Consider the following 23,924-nt stretch of genomic DNA (forward strand, 5'->3'; position numbering starts at 1 on the left):
TCCGATCAGAGAACGTGGTGGTTCGCCACCGGTACGTTGGCGCGCACCTTGGCCGAATAGTCGAAGTCAAGGACGGCACCGGCCGTTCCCACGCTGTCGGAGCATTGGGCGACGATGTGGCCCCACGGATCGATGACCATGGAATGCCCCCAGCATGCCTTCTTGCCACCCGCATGGGTGCCGATCTGGCCGACGGCCAGAAAGTAGGTCTGGGTTTCAACGGCACGGGCGCGCGCCAGAACTTCCCAATGGTCCTTGCCCGTCATCAGGGTGAAGGCCGCTGGCAGAACGATGACGTCTGCACCCTTGTCCCGCAGGGCGCGAAACAGTTCAGGGAAGCGAATATCGTAGCAGATGCCACAACCGACCGTCTTGTCGCCAACCTTGTAGGTCACGACTTCTTCGCCACGGGCAACGGAGTCGGATTCGCGGTAGCTGATGCCGTTTGGCGTATCGACATCGAACAGGTGCATCTTGCGGTAGCGGGCGATCTGGCTTCCATCCGGCCCGAAAACGAGCGTCGAATTGTAAAAGCGGTTGCCTTCCTTCTCGACGATGGAGCCGGCATGCAGCGTGATAGCGTGCTTCTTGGCCAGCCCCGAGAGCAGCGTGTAAATCTCGCCGCCGGGGAATTCCTCCCCGCTCTCATGCATCTCCTGGGGATTATCTCCAAGAAATGCAAAGTATTCTGGAAGAACAACAAGGTCAGGATTATCCGCCTTGACTGCCTTCTCAATAAGATCGGCAGCAACCTTAAGGTTTTCTGCCTTGTCATTCTGGGTATTCATTTGAACAAGTGAGACTTTCACGTTGCTCTCCTCTCATGTTGCGAGGAGAATTAAGAACGGGAACTGTTTTCATTACAAACGGAAAAACTCTATCGAAACCCATAAGGTAAGCTTATAGATTAATCATTTTGCGCTGCAGCGCAAAATTTAGGCGGCAGCCGTCATCCATTGCGTGGTGGTTTCACTGACGATTTCCGTCGCCATATCGGCAATGGCCCGGGCAATCGCGTTATCGCCACGCTCCTGATAAACGGTGTGAAATGTGAGGGGCGGTACTGAAGGACTAATGTCGAGAATACGCGCCTCACCGGATTTGATGATGGCGTCCACCAGCACACGCGGCAAAGCGCCCACCCCAACGGCCGCGGCCACAAGGCGGGTCATGATCGACAGCGAATTGGAATTATAAATGCGGCTGTCGGACAGTCCGTGAGAATCGAGCAACGCGCGCAACGCCTGATGTGGCTGCGAGCCTGTCGAGAAGGTAAGTAACGGAAAATGCGCGATATCTTCGAGTGTGACACCCGTTTCCGGCAGCGGCAATTCGACCGCGCCAACCCAACAGGACTCGAACGTACAGAGCGGTGAATTGTAGATATTTGCAGCCATGATCGGCCCCATGATGAAACCGACATCCACCTCACCGTTTTGAATGCGCTGGGATAGTTTCAGGCTGGTGTCGATGGTCAGATCCAGGCTGACGCCGGGGTAGCGTTCGTTCATGCGGCGAATGAGTAGCGGCAACCACGCATAGACGATCGTGTCGGCAGCACCGATGCGCACAGTGCCTCTCAGCGCCTCCCGGCTACTCACGATCTGTCGGAACTCACCGGTCAGATTGACGATCTTTTCGGCATGCTGCAGCGCCAGACGACCAGCAGGTGTCAAGTTGACGCAGCGCACATCGCGCGTGAAAAGCACGACGCCAAGCTCCCTTTCGAGGGCGGCAATCCGGTTGGACACCGACGCCTGGGTGGTGTTCAAACGTTCCGCGGCCGCCGAAAAGCTGTTCAGTCGTGCAGCCCAGAGGAAAGTTTCGAGAAATCGCGTATTCATGAGGTAAAATCTTCCCGCATGGCTCCGCGAGCCGGCACTAACGTCGCTGGCTCGTCTTGCCCTTGGCCCTTTGTGGTTCGAGTGCAAGTATGTCCGATGCACGCCCCCATAAGCAAGGGATCAACGCCCTCGCCCTGGCACCACTCTTTCGCACCGGCTGGCGCTGGGAAAAGGGATGACGGTCACAAGGATGTTTCAAATGAGTGGCCTGTTTTGCACCGGCTACTTCCCAAAACCATTGAACGCAAACAGGGCTCTGCGTCTCCTCGGAGCCCTATTTCTTTAAATCTTTGATTGTCGGACCATCAGCGTTGCACCGGATCGCTGTGACGAAAGACAGATCGGCGAGACCTCAATCTTCGTGCCAGGCATACAGGGGCCTAGCCTGCCATAAAGTCTGCAGGCACCCCTCCCCAAAACCTCAAGGCTTCGGGATGACAGTTGCGAGCTTGCGGAACGGCGACAGGATTTCGAGGCGGCTTGGCACGCCCTTGGCGATGCTGATAATCGATCCGGGACCGATCTTCACCGGCACGGCTTCGGCCTGCGAATACATTGCCTCACCCTCAACGACGACAAAAGTTTCCTCGAGGTCACGACCCGGATAGTTGTAGATGCCGGGCTCGGCCTTCCAGACTGCGACGATCGTGCCATTTTCGATCTGGTCCTGCCATATCTGGCGACGATACGAACCGCCTTCACGGCCTTCGGCGGGCATGGCCGGAACAAGATCCACGTCATCGGAAATATTGAAAATCGGCATGGTCACGGGAATTCTCCTTGCTTTGTCAATGTTGGTACGGGCCTTGTGGCCGTGCCGGTTCAGGCATGGGGTGGCAGTTCCGCCCCTGCTAGTTTCGTGGATATGTTGTCGCGCAGCCGGTAGTAACGCAGCGCCATTGCGGGTGCGAAACCCATAAAGAAGGGAGCTGCCTTCAGTGGTTCCAGCTTCAGGGCAAGCTCGTTCTCCGGCTTGCCAAGCGCCCATTCCGAAAGAATGGAACCGAGCATCGAGCCGGTTGGCACACCACGGCCCGAAAGACCGGTCAAAGCCACAACGCCCGGCGCGGGACCGTAAAACCGCGGCACGGTGCGATATTGCATATCGAGTTCGCCGAACCAGAAATACTCCCAGCGGATCTCTTCCCGAAGCTTTGGATGAAGCCATTTGAGCCGTTCGCTCATGACCTGTCTCGTATAGGCCATGTCGCGGCCGCGGCGTCCCATGGGAAACATCGATGCGACGATCCGGCCTTCGGCATTGTATTTGTAGACGTAGATATCGCCGCGACCATCATGGATGGTCGTGTTCTGCGGCAGGACGGTCCGGCGTGTCTCTTCGGACAAAATTTGCGTGGCGGCAACGAACACGCGTTGAATCTTGAAGGTCCGATCCAGCTTGGGCCAACCACCAACCGTATAGGCGCCAGTGGTAAAGATCACTTTCGACGCGACCACTTCTCCGCGATCGGTCTTGACCTTCCAGCCTCCGGTTATGTCGCGTTCGCAACCCGTCACTGCCGAGCCGGTAAATATCTTTCCGCGCTCCTGGATGACAGCACGGCCGAGACCGCGGGCGTAACCGAGCGGATTGAGGTGACCTGCCTCTTCGTGCAGCCAGCCGCCCTCGAAACGGGTACTGCCGGTGACCGCTTCCACCTCGTCACGGTCGAGCAGCCGGGTTTTCGCGCCCACCGCATTATAGGTCTCGACCTTGCGCCTGATCTCATCCATGGCGCCCTTATGCGGTGCGCCCATCACATAGCCGTTCTGTACCCATTCGCAGTCGATCTGATAGTCGCGGATCATGCTCGAGACGCGGTCATTCGCCCGCGTTTGCCGTTCGATCAGCCGTTCCGCCCAGGGCTCACCCAGCATCCTGCGCAGCTCGGGCAGGCTATAATGGGTAAAGGTCGGCGTGCAATGTCCGGCATTGCGGCCCGAACCGCCGAAGCCGATTTCCTGCCGCTCCAGAAGCACGACATTGATGCCGGTTTTCGCCAGCTCCAGTGCGGTCGTCAGACCGGTATAACCCGCGCCGACGATGCAGACATCGGCCTGCACGCTACCGGAAAGAGGCTCCGTATGCGGTGCTGAAGCTGCGGTCGCATACCACAGCGTCACGTCAAAGGGTGAGAACGAAACCATCTACCGACACCTTCAGTTCAGGTCGCTGCGTGCATCGAGCGCATCACGAAGCCCATCACCGATGAAATTGAAGCTCGTGACGGCAAGCGTGATGGCGACGCCCGGCACGATGGCGAGCCAGGGCGCCTTGTCGAGATATTGCTGGGCTCCATTCAACATATTGCCCCAGCTCGGCAGCGGCGGCTGAATGCCATAACCGAGAAAGCTGATATAGGCTTCCAGAAGGATGGCACGCGCGACCGTCAGGGTCGCGGCAACGATGATGGGGCCGACAGCATTCGGCAGCAGTTCCCGGAACATGATCCAGCCATTGGGCAGGCCCAGCATACGGGCTGCCATGACGAAGTCGCGTTCGCGCAGAGACCGCACTTCCGCTTCAACCAGACGGGCAATTTCCATCCAGCTCGTGACGGCAATGATAACCGTGATCATGAACGGGCTCGGCTTGACGAAAGCAGCCAGAGCGAGAAGCAGGAAAATACTCGGGAAAGACAGAAAGGCATCGACGAAACGCATCAGTATCGCGCCGATGCGCCCGCCATAATAACCGGCAACGACACCGATGATGGTGCCGATCAGTGTCGACAGCACCATCGCGAAAAACCCGACCAGCAGTGAGATGCGCCCGGCATTGAAAAGGCGCGCGGCTATGTCGCGTCCGAGCGGATCGGTGCCGAAAATATGGTAACCGGTCATCGGCGGGGCAAAACGGGCGCGCAGATCGATGAACAATTCGTCGTAAGGCAAGAGATAGGGCCCGACCACGCAGGCGAAAATCATGACGGTGATCATGATGAGGCCGAGCACAGCAAGCTTGTGGCGGGCGAAACGGCGCAGCGTGCGGTTCTGCCACCAGTGGAACCGCGGTGCGGCCTGTGAGGGATGGAGGGTTGCAGCGGACATGGTCTTTCCTTCGATTGAGTGCGGCGTTTCGTCGATCCGGCCCTATCCGAGCCGGATGCGGGGATCGACGAGAGCAACCATGAGGTCAGCGAGCAAGCTTCCGATGAGCACGAGGATTGCGGAAAACATCAGAAGCCCCATCACGACGGGGTAGTCGTGATAACCAAGGCTATCGAGGAACAGGCGGCCCATGCCGGGCCAGGTAAAGACCGTCTCCGTTACGAGGGCGCCGCCGAGAATCGTCGGGAGCTGGAGACCGGCAAGGGTAATCATTGGCAGAAGTGCATTGCCGACGACGTGTTTCATCAGAACCCGGCGCGGGGTCAGCCCCTTGGCGCGGGCGGTACGGACGAAATCCTGATTGATGACGTCAAGCGTCGCAGTCCGCATGTAGCGGCTCCAGACGGCGATGTTGACGAGGGCAAGTACCAGGCTCGGCATGATCAGGTGAATTGCATAGTCATAAAAAGACTGATCGCCGATCGTATACATGTTGCCCGCCGGCAGCCATTTCAGCCTGAGCGCGAAAACATAGATGGCCACTAGCCCGAACCAGAAGGTGGGAATTGAAAGCGCCACCATGGCTCCGACCGTGGCGGTGTAATCGAACAGCGTGTAACGTTTGGTCGCCCCCTTGATACCGATCCAGGTGCCGACAAGGATGGATACGACGGTTGATGAGACCATCAACAGCAGGGTCGCAAACAAATGCCCGGAGATGATATCGAGAACCGGACGTTGGTCGCGATAGGATTTCCCCCAATCGCCTTGTAGCAGGCGCCAGGCCCATTCGAGATATTGCACCGGCAAGGGTCGATCGAGACCCATCTGGTGGGCGATGCGATCAAGCGCCTCCCGCGTCATGCCGGGCGTCAGGGCAAATTGCGACAATGGCCCGCCAGGCGCGAGGTTGAGGATGGCAAAACCGATGATCGAGACAAGCAGCAGAAGTACGAGGCTCTGCCATATCCGATGGAGAAGAAAGGTCAGCATGATGAGACTCCAGGTCGCATCGTGGAACTGGCTAGCACCATCCACGAATAGCCGTAAGAGTGCCGGCTGCTTCAAAGCCGGCACTTCACATGGATCGGGCATAAAGCCCTGTCTGCGGCAGGCTTTACGCCAGACGCCAGGTCGCAACGTTCCAGGTATCGATACGGTTATTGACGTTTGGCTTCACGTTTTCGACGCCCTGCTTGTGACCACGCACCGTTGCGTACTGGAACAGCGGCAACAGCGGCAGTTCCTTGCGCATGATCTCCTGGATCTTCAGGTAGACGGCCTTGCGCTCCTCCGGCACGAAGAGACTGCCGCCCTTGGCCAGAAGATCATCGACGTCCTTGTTGACGAACTGCCAGGTATTCTGGCCCGAGCCACCTTTTGCAGCGCTCGACGTCGAGCGGAAGAAGTCGGAGGTATCGGGATCCGGGCCGGTCAGGAAGTCGAGCCCGACGATAACCGAATCGAACTTCGACAGCATCCAGTAGTCACCCCACATGACAGCCGGCGGCAGGTTCGAAATAGTCATCTCCACGCCGATATCCTTGAAGGATTGCTGCATGTATTGCTGAACCTGTTCGCGGATGTGATTGCCCGCTGTCGTGGAGCAGGTGAAGGCGAGCTTCACGCCATCCTTGGCGCGGATGCCGTCCGCCCCGGGCGCCCAGCCCGCATCGTCGAGCAGCTTTTTAGCTTTCTCGATGGAATATTCATGCTTGGGAAGATCTGGATTGTAATAGAACGACTGCTGCGGAACGTAGCTTTCGGTGGGTGTGGGCAAACCGTAATAAAGTGCCTCGATGATCGATTGTTTGTCGATCGCCGCATAAAGCGCCTCTCTTACCGCCGGCTCCTTGAACTGTGGACGTTCCATGTTGAACGAGAGGGATTCAATCGTCGAGCCCGGCACGACGTTGACCACCTTGCCGGCGAGATCCTTGGCCTCGTCATAATGGTCGGGTGTGATCCATTGCAGGCCCACCACGTCTATGTCGCCGGTCTTGAACTGGGTGTACATCACATTCAGGTCGGGTACGTATTTGTAGACCAGACGCTCTATATGCGGGCCATCACCAAAATACTCGGTATTGGCGTCGAGCAGAATGTAGTCACCTGCAACCCGCTCCTTCCACTTGAAAGCGCCCGTTCCGACCGGCGCGTTGTTATAGGCGGCGGTATTGCGGTCAGCTTCCGCACCTAAGAGATGCTTTGGCGTAATAAATGTGGAAGCAAGGATCGAGGGATAGGGCGCGAAGGGCTTTTCCATCTTCCAGGTAATTTCCGTCGGCGAAACCACGGTCAAATCACGTACGAATTCGTGCCCGGTCTTGCGCCATGAACGGAAGTTGGGATCGACCAGAAGTTCAAGCGTGAACTTCACGTCTTCAGCGGTGAACGTCTTGCCGTCGTGCCATTTGACGTCGTCACGCAGCTTGACCTTCCAGTTGAGACCATCGGCGGAAATGCCGCCGTTTTCGACCGTCGGCACTTCGGCGGCGAGAGCTGCCACGAAGGCACCTTTCTCGTCGACATAAAACAGCGGGTCGAAGATGCTGAAATGGATGCCTTCGTCGACTTCAATATGCGGCATATGTGGATTGAAGACGGTAGGCTCCTGCGAGAAGCCGACCGTGAGCTGGCCTTTGGCGGACTTATCCTGCGCCATGGCGCGGGAAAAACCCGGAAGACCGGAAAGGACGACGCCGGATGCGCCGAGCGCCAAAAGGCCGAGTGCCTGGCGGCGGGTGGTATTGATAAGCGGCTTGTTCTGGTCGGACATTTTTTAGTTCCCCTTGATCCGATGGTTGAACACGACGATTATTTTTGCTTCCGCCTCTTTGGGCGGTACTACTCCCATCAGCAGTTGCCTGCCTCATGCGTCAAAAGGATCGGCGGCACCTGACCGCCGGGCTTCTCATTTCAAAAGCCGCTGACCAGTTCGATCTTCGAACCGTCGCTGAAGCGGCTGAAACGGAAATCGCGACGATCGACAATCGGATTGCGGCCTGTGACGATATCAGCCATGAGTTTTCCGGCCGCCGGGCCGATGCCGAAACCATGGCCGGAAAAGCCGGTTGCAACATGAAAGCCCGGAATGGCGTCGATATTGTCGATGACCGGAATAGCGTCAGGCGTCACATCGATCATGCCCGCCCAGCGCTGCGAAATTTCGGCCTTTTCGAAGACCGGAAAGGCTTTCTTCAGCTTGGCAAAGGCGCCGTCCGTCATGTCCATCGCCGGAACGGGATCGAGCACGCGATTATATTCGAAGGGCGAAGCCTCATCGAGCGCCCAGCGGCGCGGAATGCGCCATTCATCGTAAAAGCGGCCAGTCAGGCGCAGGTCGAGCGAGCGCCACTCATGCCGCAGAGCCGGCAGGAATTTCAGTGCATAACGGAAAGATGCGGGCACGATGTCGACGATGTTCTGGAAGCCGTTCGCGATCGTATATCCGCCGTCGAGGCGCTTGCGGATCGCAAAACCGTTCGACCAGATTGCCTCTTCCGGGCCGCCTTCCAGCGGCTTTGTGCGCAGCACGGAATTCATGACCTTGAGCTGCGGCAGATCGAGACCGTTGTTGCCGAGAAACAGGCTGGACCACGCGCCACCCGCCATGACCGCCGCCTTGCAGGCAATTTCACCGCGCTCTGTCACGACACCCGACACCTTGCCGCCCGAGAGCTGCAGACCGCGCACGGCGCATTCGGTCAGAATGAAAGCGCCGCGGTCGCGGGCAGCTTCCGCAATGGCAGGCGCGGCGCGCTGCGGCTCGGCCCGGCAATCACCGGCCGTATAGAGCGCGCCGGCAACATTCATGTTGGAGCCGGGATATTTCGCCTTGAATTCCGCTCTACTCAGCATGCGGCTTTCAATCTGGTAGCCTTCCAGATTCCGGTTCCAGCGTTCGTGCTCGGAAAATTCCTTTTCGTTTGCGCATGTAAAGACGATGCCGGAACGCTTGAAACCGGTTTCTCGCCCAGTGCGGCGATTGAGATCCGCCCAGATGCGCAGCGATTCTGCCATCAAGGGCACCTCGCGTGGGTCGCGGCGGGAAATGCGCACCCAGCCCCAGTTGCGGCTCGACTGCTCGTGGCCGATACCGCCCTTTTCGCAAAGTGCAACACGCAGCCCCTGATCGACAAGTTCGAGCGCGGTGGAGGTGCCGATAATGCCGCCGCCAATGACGACGACATCGACTTCTTTCGGCAACTCCGCATCGCCATGGACGGGAACGACATAAGGACCGGGCATGTCAGAAAAACTCCTCGAGCTGGCAATTGATGGCGAATTCGGCGACGGAAGCCTCATTCGGTAAGGACAGCAGCATGGCAATGATGCGGGCAAGATCGGCGGGCTGGGTCATTTGATCCGCCGGCCGTTCGGACAAGGCGGTCGCCATATCGGTCGCAACGAAACCGGGGCATACGGCTGTCGCACGCACGCCGCTTTCGAAGCCCGCCTGTCGGATGGCATGCGCAAGCGCTACCGCCGCGAATTTGGAGAGAGAATAGCTGCCGGCAGATGCGGACTTCACCCGCTTGCCGGAAAGGGAAGCGAGGATGATGACCCGGCCACGACCGCTCTCGCTCAACGCCTCCCAGGCGGCCTTAACCAGCCTTCTCGGTGCCTTGACGTTGACCGCAAGCATGGCGTCGATGTCTTCGTCGTCTGCTTCGATCACTGTCTTCGGTATCATGATGCCGGCATTGGCCACGACAGCATCGATACGACCGAAATGCTGATACGCATCATCGGCCCAGCGCTTCTCCGCACTCGCATCATTTGCGTCATAATGGGCAAGATGGACCTGTCCCTCGTGACCTACAGCCCATTGCGGCAGCGAAGGGCTGCGCATACCAAGCGATACCGACCAGCCTTCGCCAAGAAGAGTAGCGGCGATATGGTCGCCTATACCCCGGCTTGCACCGGATATGAGAGCAACGCGTTTTGTCGTTCGTTCCATCATGCAAGCCCCACAATATGGCGGTAGGCGCGACGCAAAATGTCGATAACCTGCTTCTGCTCGTCTTCCGGGATGAAGCTGAAGAAATCGCGCGATTGCTGTGGAACGATCTCCCGGATTTTCGTTGCAAGTGCCGCTCCGGCTTCGGTGATGTAAAGCTCCTGGGCGCGGCTGTCCTCCTGCGACACTTCCCGGCGTATCAGATCGTGCGACACCATCTGGTCTATGATCCTGCCCATTGCAGACCGGTCCCGCATCGTCAGATGAGCTATCACTGAAGGACGGATACCCGGGTAGTCATCGACGAGCAGCAGGGTCGTGATCTTTCCAGTTCCCTTCGCCACATCCAGCCCGTCCAGCCGGGCATCGAGATCGCGCGATACGGCAAGGTTGATCGTGCGGATGTAAAAGCTCAGCGTGTCTTCAAGCACGTCGAGATTGATATCAGTTGGCGATGTCGGCGGGTTTTCAGTTGGTTTGGACATGGAATTTCCGTTCGAATGGTCAAAGATCGACATTGGCGCACACGCTTTCCCGGCGTGCCGCAGTGCAGGTTTTCGGCCATGTCGTATGTCAGTTTCGTGACTGAATGAAAGGATAATTAGTAGACAAACGCAACTACTTTTTATTCCTGAAATCATATTTTTATTATTTAAATCAGACCTTTAAAAGGAAAACCTCTCGCGCCGCCGGATCCACGATAATCCGGCGGTGCAATCGGTCTTTGATGTCGCGCGATGCAAAGTCTGACGAGGTGCCTGGCTCGTCAGACTTCGATGTTATGTGCCGACGGCAGTTGCCGCAGGTTCCCAGTCCGCACCGGGGATCGCAGCAACGAGTTTGCGGGTATAGGGATGGGCCGGCGACCGGAAGATTTTTGTCGGCGGCCCCTGTTCGACAACCGTTCCCTTGTGCATGACAAGCACATCGTCGCAAATCTGGCTTGCTACTCTCAGGTCATGGGTGATGAAGATCATCGCCACCTTCATTTCAGCCTGCACCCGCGCCAGAAGCTCCAGAACCTGCGCCTGTATGGAAACGTCGAGAGCAGACACGGCTTCGTCGGCCACAAGGACGACCGGATCAAACATCAGTGCACGGGCAATGCCGATGCGCTGGCGTTGGCCGCCGGAGAATTCGTGCGGGTAACGGTCATAGGCCTGTTCATCCAGCCCCACGAGCTTCAGAATTCCGAGAGCCTTTATTCTCGCCTCATGCACAGCCATTCCGTGGGCAACGGGGCCCACCGTCAAGATCCTGCCGATCGTATGGCGGGGATTAAGCGACGCGAAAGGATCCTGAAAAATCATCTGGATATAGGGTCGCAACGATCGAAACGTCGTTTCGTCCATCGCTGCTATGTCACGGCCATCGAAGCATATTGAACCGCCATCCGCCTCCAGCAATTTCAGCAGGACACGCCCGAGCGAGGACTTGCCCGACCCGCTTTCGCCAACGATACCAAGGGTCTGGCCCTTGTGAAGCTTGAAGCTGACACCATTGACCGCCTTGACGATACGGGCCTTGCGGAAAAACGAGCCGGAGCTGCGATATTCCTTCTCAAGATTTTCGACCTTGAGAACGACGGGAGCTTCTTCGCTGACTGAACGCTCAGTGCTCCGCATCCGCGGAACCGCAGCGACAAGTCGCTGGGTATAGGGGTGGACAGGATTGACCAGAACCTGGTCCGCCCTTCCCTGCTCCACAAGATATCCCTTCTCCATCACCACGACGCGATCGGCAATTTCGGCAACGACGCCGAAATCGTGGGTGATGAACATGACGCTCATGTTCTTGCGCTTCTGTATCTTGCGGATGAGCTCAAGGATCTGCGCCTGGGTGGTAACGTCGAGAGCGGTTGTTGGCTCATCGGCAATCAGGACATCCGGATCGAGTGCCAGTGCCATGGCGATCATGACCCGCTGGCGTTGTCCGCCAGACAGACGGAATGGATATTGCAGCCGCATCAGAGGCGGGTCGGGAAGACCGACTTCTTCAAGTAGATCCAGAACCTTGGCCTTGCGGGTTTCAGGCGTTCCATAGCCATGCGCTTCAAGCACTTCTGCGATCTGATCCCCGATTGTCATCAACGGATTGAGCGCGGAGAGCGGATCCTGGAAAATGATTGAGACCGCCTGACCACGCAGCGGCCGGATTTTATCTTCCCTGGCCGCAAGTATGTCCATTCCCTTGAAATGGATTTCGCCGGAGCTGACTTTTATCACGGGCGACAACAGCCCCATGATCGTGCTGGCAGTGACGGATTTGCCGGACCCGGATTCACCGATAATGCACAGGATCTCACCTGCGTGGAGGTCGAAAGAGATATTCTTGACCGCGTGGGTGCGCTCCATTCCCGGCGGAAGATCCACCGTGAGATTGCGAACGGACAGCACCACGTCGGCTGACGTGGTTGGATGCGACATAAGTTCCCCTTGTTTTTTTGTAACTTTGTTCGCTTTGGCCGACGCTTCATACGTCGGAAACAATATGGTGGACTATGTCTACTATATTGTCCAGTGAGTGGCGGTAGCTGAGGCAGTCGATACCGGCACCGCCTTGGCGCTGCCCAGCATGCATGACCTTTATGATCTGCAAAATGCCAGGCTGTCCCGTTTGATATTTGGTCACGAGCGGACCCGGCGTTTTGGGTTTCGGGACAAGTTCTCCAACTGTCCCGCTAGCGCCTACTTGCGGAGCAACTTTCGCGTGCTTAAAAGGCGTGCAGTTTCAAATCGCGTCGGAGAGGACCAATTTCGTGGAACAGGTAAATACCCAAACCGGTAAGGGCCGGACCAAAGCTTTATGGGCGGCGGTTGCGATTATTGCTGTTGCTGCTGCAGGCGTCATCGGGGGTAAGGCCTTCTACGAAGCAAAGGTCAGCGAACTCGTTGCTCGCACTGGCGCAACTGCCCGTTCCGTTGAGGTTGATTTCCTCGGGCAGATTCACATTCGCGAACTGGCCTTGCCGCTTGCCGATGGCAAGAATATCCGGATTGCAGCTATCGATGGACGTCCAAAATTTCCTTTCCTGGATGGCGCACTGGAGCTGAACGACATCAATGTTGACGTGCCAACCGGCAAGATCTCGATGGCGCATGCGCGTGTCGAGAATGCCGCGTTCACAAAACCGGATGCGGCTGAAGTATCCGGAGACGGAAATGCCAACTCTCTGCCCAAGCGCATAGAGCGCTTTGCAGCAGAGCGTATTTCCACGCCTGAGATGACATTCACGCAGTCCATCGCCACCACCGAGCAGAAGACTGTTTACAAGAACGTAGCCTTCTCGGACATCGCCAAAGGCCGGGTCGCCCGATATTCCATCGACAATGCCAGCTACGACATCCAGATGGATCTACCGGACAGCACTGGCGCGATGAAAAAGAAGCACTTGGTCGTATCGACCGGCGCCATAGCCGGGAAGGACTTCGATGCCGCTTACCTCGCAAGGCTCTATACGGAAAAAGCGGGTCCCGAAGATAAGGACGCAAAGCTTCTCTATGGCCCGCTCTCCGTCAGCAAAATCTCGTTCTCAGACGGAGACGGTCATTTCACCTACGATGAAATACGTAGCGACGGCTTCAGCGCCCGCATGCCGGCCGAGCCGCTTCTGGAAACGATGAACGCACTGGCGGCGACCCAAAATACCGACGAGCTTTCACCTCAGGAACGCCAGGCAATTTTCGCCAAGGCCCTGTCCATTCTCGATATGATTGGCAAGAGCAACATGCAGTTGCTCGGGTTCAAGGCCGACGCGCCTGATGAAAGCGAAGGAGCTGCCGGCAAAAGGGTCAAGGTCGGCATTGATCGTATCGATATGCAGATGGACAGCCGTAAGCTCGACTTCGGCCTGAATGGCATGTCGATCGGAAATGGCGTCGACACGATCGAAGTCGCCGAGGCAAGCCTCAAGGGCTTTGACTGGAGTTCTACAATCGAGAGTCTCTCCAAAATCGTCGGGCTTGACGACAAGCAGATCGAGACTTTCCCGTTTAATCATCTGATACCGGAACTGGGCACCATCCGTGTCGGTGGCATCAACGTTGATGTCGCAGCCCCGGAACAAACAGAAGACGAGACAGAGGAAAAGACATCAGGCACGCCTGAGCGCATCAAGTTCACGCTCAGGAATTTCGAGATGGGTCTGACAAAGCCCTTCAACGGCATCCCCACAGATATCGTGATCAGGCAGGATGACCTTTCTCTTCCCATCCCGGCAGATTCGACGGAGGAAGTTTTTGTCGAAGCCCGCAAACTGGGTTTCGAGGCACTCGCCCTGTCTTATGCCCTTGCCGCCGGCTGGGATGAACCGAACAAGAACCTGGTGATCCGGGAAGTCTCCATGCGCGGCAAGGATATTGGCAGCGTCAATTTTTCCGGTCTGGCGAGCGGGTTCACGGAGGAGTTCTTTTCCTTCGACACCAATCGTACTCAGGCCGCCCTCCTGGGGCTCGCGGGTCGCGAGGTAAAGCTGACGATCAAGGACGAAGGTTTGATGGCCAAGGCCATCAAGCTGTATGCTCTGCAAAACGACATGACCGAGGATCAAGTGCGCGGTGTTCTGACACTCGTGGCAAGCGCGGGATTGCAGCAGATCGCAGCTGAACAGCCCAAACTCAAGAGTGCGGTGGACGCGTTGCTTCGCTTCATCAACAACCCCGGTACTCTTACGGTTACCGCCCGCTCCACTGGACCAAATGGCCTTGGTCTTTTTGATCTGGTTGCAGCGTCTGAAAACCCGATGCTTCTTCTCGACAAGGTCGATATCCAGGCGACGGCCGAGTAAGTCGTCCGATCGCACCCCCAAACGGTTCAAGCTCCGGTTTTCGGAGCTTGAACACACCGGGCGCGGAGCTTCTAGCAAAGCTTAGATACGCCGCGCCTTGATCGTGTTCATGACAAAGCTGGTCTCGATGGTGTCGACGCATTTCAGCTTCGCGATCTTCTCCTTGATGAAGCGCTCGTAGTCCTCGAGCCCACCGCACATGACCTTGAGCATGTAGTCCCTCGAACCCGTGACGAGGTGACATTCCAGAACCTCGTCCCAGTCCAGAACGGCCGCCTCGAACATCCGGATTTCGTCATCGTGCTGGCGACTGAGGCGGATGGATGCAAGCGCGGTCATGGTCCATCCCTCGATTGCCGGATCGACGATCGCGGAATAACCTTTGATCACCCCCGTCTCTTCCAGCCGTCGCAGCCTCCGCAGACATGCAGATGCCGACAGGCCCACTCGCTCGGCAAGTTCGTTGTTGGTGATCCTTGCGTCGGCAGACAGCTCCTTGACTATCCGCCGGTCGATTGGATCTGCAATTTTCTGCGACATAAAGCACAATTCTCCGCAATATATTGCTTCATCAGACATATCCACGCTTCAGAATGCAAGGTATTTTGGCTTGATTGGATGTAAGCTGCGGACAGTTCAACGTCTGTTGAGGAGGACCTTCCGCAAATGACCGCACCGCATCCGTCTAAAACCCATATCGGCAACCACGCTCTCCATCCTGAAACCCAGATGCTCAATTACGGCTACGATCCGGAATTGTCGGAAGGAGCGGTGAAGCCGCCTGTGTTCCTGACCTCGACCTTCGTCTTCAAGTCGGCGGAAGACGGTCGCGACTTCTTCGACTATGTCTCCGGCCGCAAGGAGCCGCCCGCAGGCAGAGGTGCAGGCCTCGTCTATTCGCGTTTCAACCATCCCAATAGCGAGATCGTCGAGGACCGCCTTGCCGTTTACGAACGCACCGAGAGTTGTGCGCTCTTCTCGTCCGGCATGTCCGCCATTTCGACGACGCTTTTCGCCTTCGTTCGACCGGGCGACACCGTACTCCATTCCCAGCCTTTGTACGGCGGCACTGAGACGCTGCTGGCAAAGACCTTCCACAATTTCGGCGTTTCGGCGGTGGGTTTCGCCGACGGTGTCAGCGAGGCCTCGGTGATATCAGCCGCAGAGGCTGCGATGGCGAAAGGCAGGGTGTCCGTCATCCTCATCGAGACCCCCGCCAACCCGACAAACAGTATTGTCGACATCCCCATGATCAGCCGCGTTGCCGACGTGATCGGCCAGAAGCAGGGGCACAGGCCAATCATCGCCTGCGACAACACACTCCTCGGTCCGGTGTTCCAGCGGCCTATCGAGCACGGTGCCGATATCTCGCTCTATTCACTGACAAAATACGTTGGCGGGCACTCCGACCTCATTGCCGGCGCAGCGCTCGGTCGCAAGGATGTCATGAAGCAGGTGAAGGCATTACGCGGAGCGATCGGCACGCAGCTCGACCCGCATTCGTGCTGGATGCTCGGGCGCTCGCTTGAGACGCTACAAATCCGCATGGAGCGGGCAAACAGCAATGCCGAGGTGGTGGCCGAATTCCTGAAGGCGCATCCCAAGGTCGAGAAAATCCATTATCTGCCGTTTCACGATCCGGCATCCCCGGTTGGCAAGGTGTTTGCAGATCAATGCACCGGTGCGGGATCGACCTTCTCGTTTGACATTGCGGGCGGGCAGGCAGCGTCTTTCAAATTCCTCAACGCTCTCACGATATTCAAACTCGCGGTCAGCCTTGGCGGCACGGAATCTCTCGCCTCCCATCCTGCAACGATGACGCATTCGGGTGTTCCGGCCGATGTCCGCCAGCGCATTGGTGTCCTTGATTCCACGATCCGGCTGTCAATCGGCATCGAACATCCAGACGATCTGGTCGCCGACCTGACCCTCTCTCTGGATGCCGCCTGACGAAGAGGCAAATGCCGCTCCTCCCCGACTGCAATACCTATGGGTTTTCCAGTACATACGAAACACGGAAACCAACGTAGTGCAGGAAGGCGACAAGGGGAGCGGCGTTACCTTCCGCTACGAGTGGAGCCAGTCCCGCACCGGCAATATGATACAGAAGCGGCGAATGACGGGTTGAGATGGCGTCGGGCAAAGGGTATCAGGTGCCTCAATTCCAGGCGGACCTCCCGCAAGCAACAAGGCGTATCCTGACATGATCCCGGATTTTCTCGTCACCCATTCCGGTGGCTTCCATGCCGACGAACTGCTGTCCAGCGTCATCCTGACCCGGCTGTTCCCGCAGGCCCGCATCGTCCGCAGCAGGGCGCCGGAATGGATCACCCCCGGCGTGGACCGCATCATCTACGATGTCGGCGGCGCTTATGACGCGACAAGCGGGATATTCGATCACCATCAGCGCGGCGCGCCGCTGAGGGATGACGGTCAGCCATATAGTTCGTTCGGACTGATCTGGAAGCATTTCGGCAGGGACTATCTTGCCGCCTTCGGCATCCCCGATGAACATGTCGAAACCATCCATGCCTCTTTCGATGGAAGCTTTGTGCTGCCGGTCGATCTGGTCGACAATGGTGCGGTCAGCCCCTCCGTCGCCGGGCCGCTGGTTGCACTGACGCTGCCTGTCCTGCTGGAAACTCTGAAACCTGTTTTTGACGAGACCGACCCCGAAGCCGATGATCGCAGTTTCCACGCGGCGCTCGTCATTGCCCGCAGCTTCGTCGAGGCGAAAATATCCAAAAGCGCTGCGAAACTGCGCGCCGAGGCGCTTGTAATGCAGGCTATCGTCGATGCCGGTGAAGGTCATATTCTGGAATTGCCGATGGGGATGCCGTTTCGGCCCGCCATTGTGAAGGCGGGCGCCGACAATCTGCTGTTTGTCGTTCACCCGCGTGACAAGGACTGGTGTCTGACCGGTATCCGTCGTGCAGATGAAGGCTTTGAACTGCGGGCAGACCTGCCTGCGGCATGGGCTGGCCTTACAAATGGCGATCTGGAAGCGGTTTGTGGCGTTGAAGGCGCGAGCTTTTGCCACAACGGCCGGTTTATTGCCGCCGCCAAAACCCGTGATGCCGCACTCGCCATGGCAGAACTGGCTGTGAAAGAGGCGATCTTGCCTGCTCCCGTAGCCTAGTTCATTGAACAATGGCACATGAGTAGGAGATTGCCCGGAAGGCGGGCCGGAGAAGCATATCAAAGGATATGCCCGCTAATGTCCTTCGGCCCGCATCACTGGACTCTCCTCCTCCACGCCCAACCGGGAACACCGTGTTCGTTCCCGATAATCTACGGAGCCGTCACCTTGTCGGCGACCGCAGTACTATTTGGCAACAGGAGAAGGACTGCGATGGCGCATAGCGTCGTTACCGCGGCCAGCCACCAGCAAAGTGTCGAAAACGCAGTCTGATAGGCATCCCGCAACAGGTCGTCCCCGATGTGGGACGATATTGCCGCTGCACCCGCCAAGTCGCCCACTGCCAGACGCTGACCTGTCTGGTTCAGGAGAGATTCAGACAAGGGCGCCAGCCGTCCGAGGGATGCCGAGGTCAATGCCGACAGGGCGGCGCTGACGACTGCAAGCGCGATGCCCTCACCGGCAACCCGCACGGTACTGAATATGCCGGTCGCCATTCCCGCACGCTCCACCGGCACGACGCCAACGGACAAGCCATCCATCAGGCCCCATGGCAGGCCGGCGCCCACCCCGATGACGAGCATGGGCAGAACGATCATGGCTCCATCCTCTACGGTGAAGCCGGCAAGCCAGACGAGGCCAGAGGCGGCGATCAGCAGGCCGATGCCGCAGAGCATGCCCGGCGAAACATGACGCGCCAACATCGTCGCAACTATAGGCACCACCAGCATCGGAGCCGACAGTCCCAACATGATGAACCCCGCCCCGATTGCTCCTTGTTGCTCGATACCGATGAGGCGCAACGGGATGATAACAAGAAGAACAACGAAACAGGCGCAGGTGGCGATTGGCAATAGCTGCACCCCCACGAACCGCGGATAACGGAACAGCGATAAGTCCAGCATCGGTCGCGCCGCCCGCATTTCGATCAAGACGAAGGCTGCAAGCGAAAGCGCAAATCCTGTGCTGAAAGCGATGATGCCGGTGGACCCGAGAACAGGCAGTTCGATCATCGCAACGGTGAAGAGGGTGAGCGTGAGGGTGAAGCTTGCAGCGCCCAGCCAGTCGAGTTCCGCCGCATTGGGATCCCTCGTTTCACGCATCCGTGGCGGGCCGAGGATCAGGGCAAGGAGGCCGATCAGGCCGCCGGCAAGGAATATTGCCCGCCATCCGACCGTTTCGATCATCAATCCCGTCAGCAGCGGACCAGATGCAAGACCGACGCCGAAGGTCGTTCCAAGCAACCCAAAGGCGCGCGTCCTAGCGTGGCCGTCGAATTCCTGCGCAAGTGCGGCCGTCCCTCCGGCCAGGGCAGCGGCGGCGCCCACGCCTTGACCGGCACGTAGCAGATCGATGATCCACACCGAAGGCGCAAATCCAAGCGCAAAGGAGAAGCCGGTAAACAGCGCAAGGCCGATCAAGAACACCCGCCGTCTGCCATATCGATCGGCCAGCGCGCCCGCCGCCATCAGAAGACTTCCGAAAGCCAGCATGAAGGCATTGGTGATCCAGGTGAGGGATGCAGGCGATCCACCGAGGTCCTGCCCTATCGCCGGCGTGGCAACCGCACCGGCGGAGAAGTTCAAAGGAAGCGTCAAGGCGGCAAGACATACCGCCACCAATACCGAATTCCGGCTGGCTGAGGCTCTATGAGGGGCGTCGTTCATGCGAACTCCAATCGTGAAATGGCATCGCGACACCAAGGTCGCGTATCGGCATCCATTCTCATCAGACGCCTTGAATTCGACAATCGGCCTCACAGGCCTTTCATTGCGGATTAAAATTCTCTAATCAGTGACAATGGATAAGTTGAGCGAGATCGATGCCTTCGTCCGGGTTGCCGAAAGGCTGAATTTTGCCAAGGCCGGGCAGAGCCTGGGGCTGTCACCTTCTGCTGTCGGAAAGAGCGTTGCCCGACTAGAGGCATCCCTGGGCGTGCGGCTGTTCAACCGTACCACCCGGCAGGTCTCCCTGACCAATGAAGGGGCAATGCTGTTTGAGCGATATCGGTCCATCCTGACCGATCTGCGCGACGCACATGAAGCAGTCACGGACAATCTGGCCCTGCCCCGCGGCAGTCTGCGCGTGACGCTTCCGACAATCGGATACCGCTTTCTGCTGCCGATCGTGCCTGAATTTCGCCGGCGTTATCCCGATATCGATCTGGAACTCGACTTTAACGACAGGCGCGTCGATCTGATCGAGGGCGGCTTCGATGCGGCAATCCGCAGTGGCGAGCTAGATGATTCCAGCCTGATAGCGCGGCGTCTTGGTCCATTCCGCTTCATTTTATGCGCGTCGCCCGACTATTTTCAACGAATGGGCACGCCCCGGCACCCCAGCCAATTGCCAGAGCATGATGCATTGCGCTTCCGCTTTCCGACCTCCGGCAAGTTTCAGGAATGGCTGCTGGAAAACGGCGACAACCCCCTGTCGAGCATGCGTATCGCCCTCACCTGCGGTAATATGGAGGCGATAAGGGCGGCGGCGATTGACGGGATGGGGCTCGCTTACATGCCCGAATTCTTGGCGACGGACGCCATCAGGGATGGCCTGCTCGAGACGGTCCTGAACGAACATCTCGCCGCACCAGGCCAGTTTTCAATTGTCTGGCCATCAGCCCGCTTCATGGCGCCGCGGCTGCGCGCCTTCATCGATTTTGCGATCGAAAAGCTGTTTGTCGAAACCTGACTGGAGTCTCTGCGCATGACAGATGCCAGCGGGCTTATGCGCGCTGGTGGAGTTCGTCCAATGAAGCCATCGGCGGACTACTACGTTGCATTTCTTGAACAATAAGACGGCGGTGGGTAAATAAAGGATGCTGATGAGAAGTTTATGACCATGGACAAAGATCGCCGATAATCCGGACTTACGTCGATGACAGCGCAGTCTTTTTAAAACGACGCGTTGGCTAGCTCAGCATTTGCATCAAAGGAACATTCATGCCCAGACTTTCTGGAAAGACCGCACTCGTGACCGGCGCGGCGCGCGGAATTGGTGCGGCTATCGCCCAAGCGTTTGCTGACGAGGGGGCACAGGTCATCGTTACCGATATCGACGTGGATGGCGGCTTGTTGACCGCAGGCTCAATCGGCGGGAGGTTTGTCCGTCTCGACGTCGCATGCGAGGCAGACTGGGCGAAAATTGCCAGTCAATTTCCCAAGATCGACGTCGTCGTCAACAATGCGGGAATAACAGGCTTTGAAGGACCATTCGAAGGAGCCCCGCCAGCCCATGATCCAGAAAATGCCCAACTTGCTGATTGGCACAAGGTCCATGAGGTCAACCTGGATGGCACCTTTCTGGGCTGCCGTTATGCAATCCGCGCCATGCGAGCAAATGGTGCGGGATCGATTATCAACATTTCCTCACGCTCAGGGCTTGTCGGAATTCCAATGGCAGCAGCCTACGCCTCATCCAAGGCCGCAATCCGCAATCACACCAAGAGCGTGGCCCTCTACTGCGCCGGTCAGGGCTTGAACATCCGGTGCAACTCAATTCACCCTGCGGCCGTAATGACACCGATGTGGGAGCCGATGTTGGGAAATGGCCCGGATCGCAAAGATCGTGAAGCCGCGCTGGTCAAAGAAACGCCCATGCAACGCTTTGGCAGGGCCGAGGAGGTCGCCGCGCTCGCAGTCCTGCTCGCATCGGACGAGGCAACTTATATGACTGGGGCCGAACTGAACATCGATGGCGGCATTCTTGCAGGGTCAGCCGCAGCACCGGGAAACTAGAAGAAAGGGCTATAGGACGACCGCACCTTTTGGTCCATTGCACCCATTATGATGGAAGATTGCAAAGGTCGAACTTCCACCGACCAGTTCTTTGGCACTCCCGGCAAACGCGTCAAAACCTTGGATCATTCGGGAAGAGTTCGGCCCAAATGATTGATGACGGCAATTGGGTCAGACCGATCAATCTATGCGTTGATGATCGTCGCCAAAAAACTCAAGACGCACCCAAATGGTAAAGGCCCTCCCGGTTCGGAGAGGGCCTGTGTTCATTACCATCGATAGTCGCGACGGTCTCGCCATTCGCGATGTTCGCGCCAATCTCTGCGCTCGCGCCATTCTCTGCGGGCCTGACGTTCACGCCACTCCCTACGGCCTTCCCAGCGATCACGTCTGTCCCAGCCGCGCTCATATCTCGGCGGTCCATTGGGCCGGCAATATCCGCGCGGCGATAGATGAAAGCCGCGTCCGCAAGCATAGTCCACACTTTGAACGTTGGATGCCAGGGGTGCGGCCGGTTGACCGACAGGCATCGCGTTCGCGCCACTGCCGAACAGGGCACCGAGAATTATTCCAGCGCTTAAAATCATCTTACGCATTTCATCTCCCTCCTTCCGGGATGGAGGGATTTAGCGCCGTTGCCGGTGAACTGTGGCTGAATGAATCTTGATGTTTTCGTGGCAAAAACTCCACAATTGTGGCAGATGCCGGCTTCGCGTTCCGACCGCTGCGAAAGAGTGAAGCGGCGTCAAAGCGGCGCGGCTCACTGCCCCGCCCCAGTCAATGCAGACCTGTTATTCTTCTATGTGCCAGTGGGTTGAAGGGGCGCGATGTATCCCCTCCGGTTGCAGTCCCGCGGTTTTCATCATAGTCCTCAAGCGAATGAGGAGACGGTGATTGAACCCCAATCTGGACACAAAGCCCGAACCAAAGCCAAAGAGCAAACGCCTCATCTGGCCTTGGGTACTGTTGGCCGTTCTAACGCTTGCAGCCTTTCTCGCGCTTGCGGGCATCTATATTTACAGGGAGCTGACATCGACGGCCGAGGATCTGGCTCGAACCTGGCGCGACCTCGTGCAATTGTTCTGGCTGATAATGCCGGACCGTCAGCCCTAGTCTTGGGTAACAGAAAGGCGCTAGTGGCAAAGCCTTAGCGCGGCATGGAATCCCAAAAAAATTGAAGAGTTTGCGGCGGCGGTGTATCGGATCGCAAACTCTGTTTTTGGGAACCTGAATGCAACCGTCTTTTAGATTGCCGCCGCTGGAGGCGCTTGTTGTTTTTGAGGCCGCGTCCCGTTTGGGCAGCTTCTCCCGCGCGGGCAACGAGCTGGGCCTGACGCAGAGCGCCGTCAGCCGGCAGATCGGCAAGCTGGAAGCGTTCATTGGCTCCAAGCTTTTCGAGCGCGTGCCGACAGGCGTGCGACTGACGACTATCGGCGAAAACTACTCGATCGATATATCGCGGCTGATCCTCGATATCGCAAGTGTCCGGACGGAGTCCGCTCGTGGACCGGCGCCAGCCAGATCACCATTGCCTGCTCCCGCGGGATTGCGGATCAATGGTTCATGCCTCGCCTGCAGAAACTGAAACGCGATATTCCCGGCATCGAATTGCGGGTGCGGGTAACTGACGATGTGGCACATCTGCGTCTGGATGAATTCGACCTGGCTATTTTCTATCGCAAGGAAAGACCGATTGGCGTCTGGCTATCGGAACTCGGCCAGGAGGAGGTCGTCCCCGTCTCTGCCCGCGGCATGGCCAATCTTATGGAGCAGAGGGCACCGGTTTTGATCTCCATCGAAGATTCGATGCGGGAATGGCAGGATTGGAGCGACTGGTGGCGCTCATCACACCTGTTGCCGCCACAGGATGCAATCCAGTGGAAACTCGGAGACTATGGCCTCTGCGTCGCGGCGGCATCGCAGGGGCTTGGTGCAACGCTTGGGTGGACCTGGCTCATCCGCGACCAACTGGATAGCGGAGCGCTCGTTCCTGTGCATTCCCATGCCATGCGCTCGGAAGGCAAATTTTACCTGATGCGACCGGCAGATCGCCACCAGCGTAAAATTGTGCGCGAGGTCTCCGATTGGCTGATTGCAGACAACCATAAAACCGCGCGCTGAAACCCGTCATGCCTGCGCAGGAGGTGTCTTGCGGCGCCGGTCCAGGAGGAACCGCGCGTAGCCGATGATGGTGAACAGCAGCCAGGCGACCTGTGAAATCAGCGAGCCGAGGTTGAAATTCCATATCAGCGAATAGATCAGAAACACGCCACCCAGAACGTTTAAAAGAGTGTAACGCCAGTCTTCTATCGTCAGAAGTCGCAGCTGCAACAGGGCATAGGCGAAGAGATAAAAAAAAGCTCCTGCAAGGCCGACAAGATCCGCTAGCCCCATTTGTATCCAC

General features: G+C 57.7%; 23 protein-coding genes. 8 read left to right on the top strand and 15 right to left on the bottom strand.

The window, feature by feature from the left end; translation table 11 throughout:
- Positions 1–5 precede the first annotated feature (5 nt).
- From CRP02_RS03835 to CRP02_RS03885, 11 genes are all read right to left on the bottom strand, one after another.
- Positions 6–788, bottom strand: a complete 783-nt coding sequence (locus tag CRP02_RS03835; protein ID WP_323455356.1) for a carbon-nitrogen hydrolase family protein — start codon at positions 786–788, stop codon at positions 6–8.
- Positions 789–935: 147 nt separating this feature from the next.
- Positions 936–1,844, bottom strand: a complete 909-nt coding sequence (locus tag CRP02_RS03840; RefSeq protein WP_097170327.1) for a LysR family transcriptional regulator — start codon at positions 1,842–1,844, stop codon at positions 936–938.
- Positions 1,845–2,265: 421 nt separating this feature from the next.
- The gene (locus CRP02_RS03845; protein WP_154964001.1) at positions 2,266–2,607 is read right to left on the bottom strand and encodes a cupin domain-containing protein; all 342 of its coding nucleotides are present in this window, start codon (positions 2,605–2,607) and stop codon (positions 2,266–2,268) included.
- Positions 2,608–2,666: 59 nt separating this feature from the next.
- Positions 2,667–3,992 (bottom strand): NAD(P)/FAD-dependent oxidoreductase, encoded by a 1,326-nt coding sequence (locus tag CRP02_RS03850; RefSeq protein WP_097170329.1) that lies wholly within the window; start codon positions 3,990–3,992, stop codon positions 2,667–2,669.
- A 12-nt stretch (positions 3,993–4,004) separates the two neighbouring features.
- Positions 4,005–4,895 (bottom strand): ABC transporter permease, encoded by an 891-nt coding sequence (locus CRP02_RS03855; RefSeq protein WP_003517690.1) that lies wholly within the window; start codon positions 4,893–4,895, stop codon positions 4,005–4,007.
- A 42-nt stretch (positions 4,896–4,937) separates the two neighbouring features.
- Positions 4,938–5,888: an ABC transporter permease gene (locus tag CRP02_RS03860; protein WP_013761327.1), complete on the bottom strand. Its 951-nt coding sequence runs from the start codon at positions 5,886–5,888 to the stop codon at positions 4,938–4,940.
- A gap of 124 nt (positions 5,889–6,012) precedes the next feature.
- A complete protein-coding gene (locus tag CRP02_RS03865) occupies positions 6,013–7,674 on the bottom strand; it encodes a peptide ABC transporter substrate-binding protein (protein WP_097170330.1) in 1,662 nt (553 codons plus the stop codon).
- 140 nt (positions 7,675–7,814) lie between these two features.
- Positions 7,815–9,146, bottom strand: coding sequence for an NAD(P)/FAD-dependent oxidoreductase (locus CRP02_RS03870; RefSeq protein WP_097170331.1), 1,332 nt, complete (start codon positions 9,144–9,146; stop codon positions 7,815–7,817).
- A gap of 1 nt (position 9,147) precedes the next feature.
- Entirely contained in the window at positions 9,148–9,858 is a 711-nt protein-coding gene (locus CRP02_RS03875; protein WP_162694200.1) for an SDR family NAD(P)-dependent oxidoreductase, read from the bottom strand.
- Positions 9,858–10,343: a MarR family winged helix-turn-helix transcriptional regulator gene (locus CRP02_RS03880; protein WP_026330963.1), complete on the bottom strand. Its 486-nt coding sequence runs from the start codon at positions 10,341–10,343 to the stop codon at positions 9,858–9,860. Before CRP02_RS03880 ends, CRP02_RS03875 begins: the two co-directional genes overlap by 1 nt.
- Positions 10,344–10,637: 294 nt before the next feature.
- Positions 10,638–12,284 (bottom strand): ABC transporter ATP-binding protein, encoded by a 1,647-nt coding sequence (locus CRP02_RS03885; RefSeq protein ID WP_097170332.1) that lies wholly within the window; start codon positions 12,282–12,284, stop codon positions 10,638–10,640.
- A 332-nt stretch (positions 12,285–12,616) separates the two neighbouring features.
- Between CRP02_RS03885 and CRP02_RS03890 the strand changes: the two genes are divergently transcribed.
- Positions 12,617–14,644: a hypothetical protein gene (locus tag CRP02_RS03890; RefSeq protein WP_097100318.1), complete on the top strand. Its 2,028-nt coding sequence runs from the start codon at positions 12,617–12,619 to the stop codon at positions 14,642–14,644.
- Positions 14,645–14,725: 81 nt separating this feature from the next.
- Here CRP02_RS03890 and CRP02_RS03895 read toward each other — a convergent pair whose 3' ends face one another.
- On the bottom strand, positions 14,726–15,184 hold the full coding sequence (locus CRP02_RS03895) for an Lrp/AsnC family transcriptional regulator (RefSeq protein ID WP_097100317.1): 459 nt from the start codon (positions 15,182–15,184) through the stop codon (positions 14,726–14,728).
- Between the two features lie 126 nt (positions 15,185–15,310).
- Here CRP02_RS03895 and CRP02_RS03900 point away from each other — a divergent pair, with 126 nt between their 5' ends.
- Positions 15,311–16,594: a cystathionine gamma-synthase family protein gene (locus CRP02_RS03900; RefSeq protein ID WP_013761334.1), complete on the top strand. Its 1,284-nt coding sequence runs from the start codon at positions 15,311–15,313 to the stop codon at positions 16,592–16,594.
- 253 nt (positions 16,595–16,847) lie between these two features.
- The gene (locus CRP02_RS03910; protein WP_097170334.1) at positions 16,848–17,783 is read left to right on the top strand and encodes an MYG1 family protein; all 936 of its coding nucleotides are present in this window, start codon (positions 16,848–16,850) and stop codon (positions 17,781–17,783) included.
- A gap of 152 nt (positions 17,784–17,935) precedes the next feature.
- Here the strand turns inward: CRP02_RS03910 and CRP02_RS03915 are convergent, their stop codons facing one another.
- Complete coding sequence (locus tag CRP02_RS03915; protein ID WP_323455335.1) at positions 17,936–19,450, bottom strand: MFS transporter; 1,515 nt, start codon at positions 19,448–19,450, stop codon at positions 17,936–17,938.
- A gap of 133 nt (positions 19,451–19,583) precedes the next feature.
- Here CRP02_RS03915 and CRP02_RS03920 point away from each other — a divergent pair, with 133 nt between their 5' ends.
- Together CRP02_RS03920 and CRP02_RS03925 are read left to right on the top strand one after the other, a co-directional pair.
- The gene (locus CRP02_RS03920) at positions 19,584–20,474 is read left to right on the top strand and encodes a LysR family transcriptional regulator (RefSeq protein WP_097170336.1); all 891 of its coding nucleotides are present in this window, start codon (positions 19,584–19,586) and stop codon (positions 20,472–20,474) included.
- A 251-nt stretch (positions 20,475–20,725) separates the two neighbouring features.
- On the top strand, positions 20,726–21,520 hold the full coding sequence (locus CRP02_RS03925) for an SDR family oxidoreductase (RefSeq protein WP_097170337.1): 795 nt from the start codon (positions 20,726–20,728) through the stop codon (positions 21,518–21,520).
- A gap of 269 nt (positions 21,521–21,789) precedes the next feature.
- Here CRP02_RS03925 and CRP02_RS27885 read toward each other — a convergent pair whose 3' ends face one another.
- On the bottom strand, positions 21,790–22,116 hold the full coding sequence (locus CRP02_RS27885; protein WP_097100312.1) for a GCG_CRPN prefix-to-repeats domain-containing protein: 327 nt from the start codon (positions 22,114–22,116) through the stop codon (positions 21,790–21,792).
- A 298-nt stretch (positions 22,117–22,414) separates the two neighbouring features.
- Here CRP02_RS27885 and CRP02_RS03935 point away from each other — a divergent pair, with 298 nt between their 5' ends.
- The 3 genes from CRP02_RS03935 to CRP02_RS27895 all read left to right on the top strand — a co-directional run bounded on the left by CRP02_RS03935 (position 22,415) and on the right by CRP02_RS27895 (position 23,641).
- Complete coding sequence (locus CRP02_RS03935) at positions 22,415–22,633, top strand: hypothetical protein (RefSeq protein ID WP_013761340.1); 219 nt, start codon at positions 22,415–22,417, stop codon at positions 22,631–22,633.
- A 118-nt stretch (positions 22,634–22,751) separates the two neighbouring features.
- On the top strand, positions 22,752–23,105 hold the full coding sequence (locus CRP02_RS27890; RefSeq protein WP_323455336.1) for a LysR family transcriptional regulator: 354 nt from the start codon (positions 22,752–22,754) through the stop codon (positions 23,103–23,105).
- Complete coding sequence (locus CRP02_RS27895; protein WP_323455337.1) at positions 23,084–23,641, top strand: LysR substrate-binding domain-containing protein; 558 nt, start codon at positions 23,084–23,086, stop codon at positions 23,639–23,641. The genes CRP02_RS27890 and CRP02_RS27895 overlap by 22 nt, the downstream gene beginning before the upstream one ends.
- Positions 23,642–23,647: 6 nt before the next feature.
- Here CRP02_RS27895 and CRP02_RS03945 read toward each other — a convergent pair whose 3' ends face one another.
- The gene (locus CRP02_RS03945) at positions 23,648–23,914 is read right to left on the bottom strand and encodes a CBU_0592 family membrane protein (RefSeq protein WP_003517727.1); all 267 of its coding nucleotides are present in this window, start codon (positions 23,912–23,914) and stop codon (positions 23,648–23,650) included.
- Positions 23,915–23,924: the final 10 nt, after the last annotated feature.

The sequence above is a fragment of the Rhizobium sp. AN5 genome, assembly GCF_900215255.1.
GTDB classification, from domain to species: Bacteria; Pseudomonadota; Alphaproteobacteria; order Rhizobiales; family Rhizobiaceae; genus Agrobacterium; species Agrobacterium tumefaciens.

Excerpts from the sequence above, each read along its gene's own strand:
- CRP02_RS03900 (WP_013761334.1), top strand. The coding sequence starts at position 15,311 with ATGACCGCACCGCATCCGTCTAAAACCCATATCGGCAACCACGCTCTC.
- CRP02_RS03920 (WP_097170336.1), top strand. The coding sequence starts at position 19,584 with ATGGATAAGTTGAGCGAGATCGATGCCTTCGTCCGGGTTGCCGAAAGG.
- CRP02_RS03840 (WP_097170327.1), bottom strand. The coding sequence starts at position 1,844 with ATGAATACGCGATTTCTCGAAACTTTCCTCTGGGCTGCACGACTGAAC.
- CRP02_RS03925 (WP_097170337.1), top strand. The coding sequence starts at position 20,726 with ATGCCCAGACTTTCTGGAAAGACCGCACTCGTGACCGGCGCGGCGCGC.
- CRP02_RS27895 (WP_323455337.1), top strand. The coding sequence starts at position 23,084 with ATGCCTCGCCTGCAGAAACTGAAACGCGATATTCCCGGCATCGAATTG.
- CRP02_RS03885 (WP_097170332.1), bottom strand. The coding sequence starts at position 12,284 with ATGTCGCATCCAACCACGTCAGCCGACGTGGTGCTGTCCGTTCGCAAT.
- CRP02_RS03875 (WP_162694200.1), bottom strand. The coding sequence starts at position 9,858 with ATGGAACGAACGACAAAACGCGTTGCTCTCATATCCGGTGCAAGCCGG.
- CRP02_RS03850 (WP_097170329.1), bottom strand. The coding sequence starts at position 3,992 with ATGGTTTCGTTCTCACCCTTTGACGTGACGCTGTGGTATGCGACCGCA.
- CRP02_RS27885 (WP_097100312.1), bottom strand. The coding sequence starts at position 22,116 with ATGCGTAAGATGATTTTAAGCGCTGGAATAATTCTCGGTGCCCTGTTC.
- CRP02_RS27890 (WP_323455336.1), top strand. The coding sequence starts at position 22,752 with ATGCAACCGTCTTTTAGATTGCCGCCGCTGGAGGCGCTTGTTGTTTTT.
- CRP02_RS03880 (WP_026330963.1), bottom strand. The coding sequence starts at position 10,343 with ATGTCCAAACCAACTGAAAACCCGCCGACATCGCCAACTGATATCAAT.
- CRP02_RS03860 (WP_013761327.1), bottom strand. The coding sequence starts at position 5,888 with ATGCTGACCTTTCTTCTCCATCGGATATGGCAGAGCCTCGTACTTCTG.
- CRP02_RS03855 (WP_003517690.1), bottom strand. The coding sequence starts at position 4,895 with ATGTCCGCTGCAACCCTCCATCCCTCACAGGCCGCACCGCGGTTCCAC.
- CRP02_RS03865 (WP_097170330.1), bottom strand. The coding sequence starts at position 7,674 with ATGTCCGACCAGAACAAGCCGCTTATCAATACCACCCGCCGCCAGGCA.
- CRP02_RS03845 (WP_154964001.1), bottom strand. The coding sequence starts at position 2,607 with ATGCCGATTTTCAATATTTCCGATGACGTGGATCTTGTTCCGGCCATG.
- CRP02_RS03835 (WP_323455356.1), bottom strand. The coding sequence starts at position 788 with ATGAATACCCAGAATGACAAGGCAGAAAACCTTAAGGTTGCTGCCGAT.
- CRP02_RS03895 (WP_097100317.1), bottom strand. The coding sequence starts at position 15,184 with ATGTCGCAGAAAATTGCAGATCCAATCGACCGGCGGATAGTCAAGGAG.
- CRP02_RS03910 (WP_097170334.1), top strand. The coding sequence starts at position 16,848 with ATGATCCCGGATTTTCTCGTCACCCATTCCGGTGGCTTCCATGCCGAC.
- CRP02_RS03915 (WP_323455335.1), bottom strand. The coding sequence starts at position 19,450 with ATGAACGACGCCCCTCATAGAGCCTCAGCCAGCCGGAATTCGGTATTG.
- CRP02_RS03870 (WP_097170331.1), bottom strand. The coding sequence starts at position 9,146 with ATGCCCGGTCCTTATGTCGTTCCCGTCCATGGCGATGCGGAGTTGCCG.
- CRP02_RS03945 (WP_003517727.1), bottom strand. The coding sequence starts at position 23,914 with ATGGGGCTAGCGGATCTTGTCGGCCTTGCAGGAGCTTTTTTTTATCTC.